At 48.9% G+C, this 3,048-nt stretch carries 1 rRNA gene; it reads right to left on the bottom strand.

Annotated features, from left to right (window positions below):
* Positions 1–62 precede the first annotated feature (62 nt).
* A 23S ribosomal RNA gene (locus tag CBF37_RS11430) occupies positions 63–2,974 on the bottom strand.
* Between the last annotated feature and the right edge of the window lie 74 nt (positions 2,975–3,048).

Here is a 3,048-nt window from a genome sequence, read left to right as displayed (position 1 = left end):
TTGAGTGAGTATTCACTCAAAACTGGAGTTGAATTATTTATCTTCATATCGACACCGTTTTTTTGGTTAAGTCCTCGATTGATTAGTACTGGTCCGCTCCATACATCACTGTACTTCCACTCCCAGCCTATCTACCTGATCATCTTTCAGGAATCTTACTTTCTTAAAGAAATGGGAAATCTCATCTTGAGGGGGGCTTCACGCTTAGATGCTTTCAGCGTTTATCCCGTCCATACATAGCTACCCAGCAATGCCCTTGGCAGAACAACTGGTACACCAGAGGTATGTCCATCCCGGTCCTCTCGTACTAAGGACAGCTCCTCTCAAATTTCCAACGCCCGCGACGGATAGGGACCGAACTGTCTCACGACGTTCTGAACCCAGCTCGCGTGCCGCTTTAATGGGCGAACAGCCCAACCCTTGGGACCGACTACAGCCCCAGGATGCGACGAGCCGACATCGAGGTGCCAAACCTCCCCGTCGATGTGAACTCTTGGGGGAGATAAGCCTGTTATCCCCAGGGTAGCTTTTATCCGTTGAGCGATGGCCCTTCCATGCGGAACCACCGGATCACTAAGCCCGACTTTCGTCCCTGCTCGAGTTGTAGCTCTCGCAGTCAAGCTCCCTTCTGCCTTTACACTCTTCGAATGATTTCCAACCATTCTGAGGGAACCTTTGGGCGCCTCCGTTACATTTTAGGAGGCGACCGCCCCAGTCAAACTGTCCATCTGACACTGTCTCCCGCCACGATTAGTGGCGCGGGTTAGAATGGTCATAACACAAGGGTAGTATCCCACCAGCGCCTCCTTCGAAACTAGCGTTCCGAATTCTACGGCTCCTACCTATCCTGTACATGTGTCACAAACATTCAATATCAAACTACAGTAAAGCTCCATGGGGTCTTTCCGTCCTGTCGCGGGTAACCTGCATCTTCACAGGTACTAAAATTTCACCGAGTCTCTTGTTGAGACAGTGCCCAAATCGTTACGCCTTTCGTGCGGGTCGGAACTTACCCGACAAGGAATTTCGCTACCTTAGGACCGTTATAGTTACGGCCGCCGTTTACTGGGGCTTCAATTCTGAGCTTCGCTATTGCTAACCCATCCTCTTAACCTTCCAGCACCGGGCAGGCGTCAGCCCCTATACGTCATCTTTCGATTTTGCAGAGACCTGTGTTTTTGATAAACAGTCGCTTGGGCCTATTCACTGCGGCTAAACTTGCGTTTAGCACCCCTTCTCCCTAAGTTACGGGGTCATTTTGCCGAGTTCCTTAACAAGAGTTCTCTCGCTCACCTTAGGATTCTCTCCTCGACTACCTGTGTCGGTTTGCGGTACGGGTCGTTAGTTTCTAACTAGAAGTTTTTCTTGACAGTGTGATATTGGAACTTCGGTACTTTATTTCCCTCCACATCACAGCTCATCTTTAAAGATATAAGCATTTGACTCATATCAAGACTTACTGCTTGTACGCACATATCCAGCAGTGCGATTCCGTAACCTCCTGTGTCCCTCCATTGTTCAAACAAAACAAACGAGTACAGGAATCTCAACCTGTTGTCCATCGCCTACGCCTATCGGCCTCGGCTTAGGTCCCGACTAACCCTGGGAGGACGAGCCTTCCCCAGGAAACCTTAGTCATTCGGTGGACAGGATTCTCACCTGTCTTTCGCTACTCATACCGGCATTCTCACTTCTAAGCGCTCCACCAGTCCTCACGGTCCAGCTTCTACGCCCTTAGAACGCTCTCCTACCATAGAACCAAAGGTTCTATCCACAGTTTCGGTAATATGTTTAGCCCCGGTACATTTTCGGCGCAAGGGCACTCGACTAGTGAGCTATTACGCACTCTTTAAATGGTGGCTGCTTCTAAGCCAACATCCTAGTTGTTTGTGCACCCTCACATCCTTTTCCACTTAACATATATTTTGGGACCTTAACTGGTGGTCTGGGCTGTTTCCCTTTCGACAATGGATCTTATCACTCACTGTCTGACTCCCGGACATAAATGAATGGCATTCGGAGTTTATCTGAATTCGGTAACCCAAGACGGGCCCCTAGTCCAAACAGTGCTCTACCTCCATCATTCTTAATTCCGAGGCTAGCCCTAAAGCTATTTCGGAGAGAACCAGCTATCTCCAAGTTCGATTGGAATTTCTCCGCTACCCACACCTCATCCCCGCACTTTTCAACGTACGTGGGTTCGGTCCTCCAGTGCGTTTTACCGCACCTTCAACCTGGACATGGGTAGGTCACATGGTTTCGGGTCTACAACTACATACTCATTCGCCCTATTCAGACTCGCTTTCGCTGCGGCTCCGCTTCTTCAGCTTAACCTCGCATGCAATCGTAACTCGCCGGTTCATTCTGCAAAAGGCACGCCATTACCCATTAACGGGCTTTGACTTTTTGTAAGCACACGGTTTCAGGTTCTATTTCACTCCCCTTCCGGGGTGCTTTTCACCTTTCCCTCACGGTACTGGTTCACTATCGGTCACTAGAGAGTATTTAGCCTTGGGAGATGGTCCTCCCGGATTCCGACGGAATTTCTCGTGTTCCGCCGTACTCAGGATACTCATAGGTGTGTTGTCAATTTCGTCTACGGGGCTTTTACCCACTCCGGCTGACCTTTCCAGGTCGATTTGACTATCCACAACAGCTACCATAGCTGAGTCCTACAACCCCAACAAGCAAGCTTGCTGGTTTGGGCTGGTTCCGTTTCGCTCGCCGCTACTAAGGAAATCGATTTTTCTTTCTCTTCCTGCAGGTACTTAGATGTTTCAGTTCTCTGCGTCTACCTTCTGTTAGCTATGTATTCACTAACAGATAATATCCTATAAAAGATATTGGGTTCCCCCATTCGGAAATCTCCGGATCAAAGCTTACTTACAGCTCCCCGAAGCATATCGGCGTTAGTCCCGTCCTTCATCGGCTTCTAGTGCCAAGGCATCCACCGTGCGCCCTTATTCACTTAACCTTTTCTAACCTTACGGTTAGTATTTTTGTCTATACTAAACAGCGATATCTAGTATGACAACATTTTACAGTTTT

The sequence above is a fragment of the Vagococcus vulneris genome, from assembly GCF_003950515.1.
Classification (GTDB): Bacteria; Bacillota; Bacilli; order Lactobacillales; family Vagococcaceae; genus Vagococcus; species Vagococcus vulneris.
The sequence above is the reverse complement of the archived record's forward strand: the minus strand, read 5'-3'. Positions and strand labels throughout refer to the sequence as shown.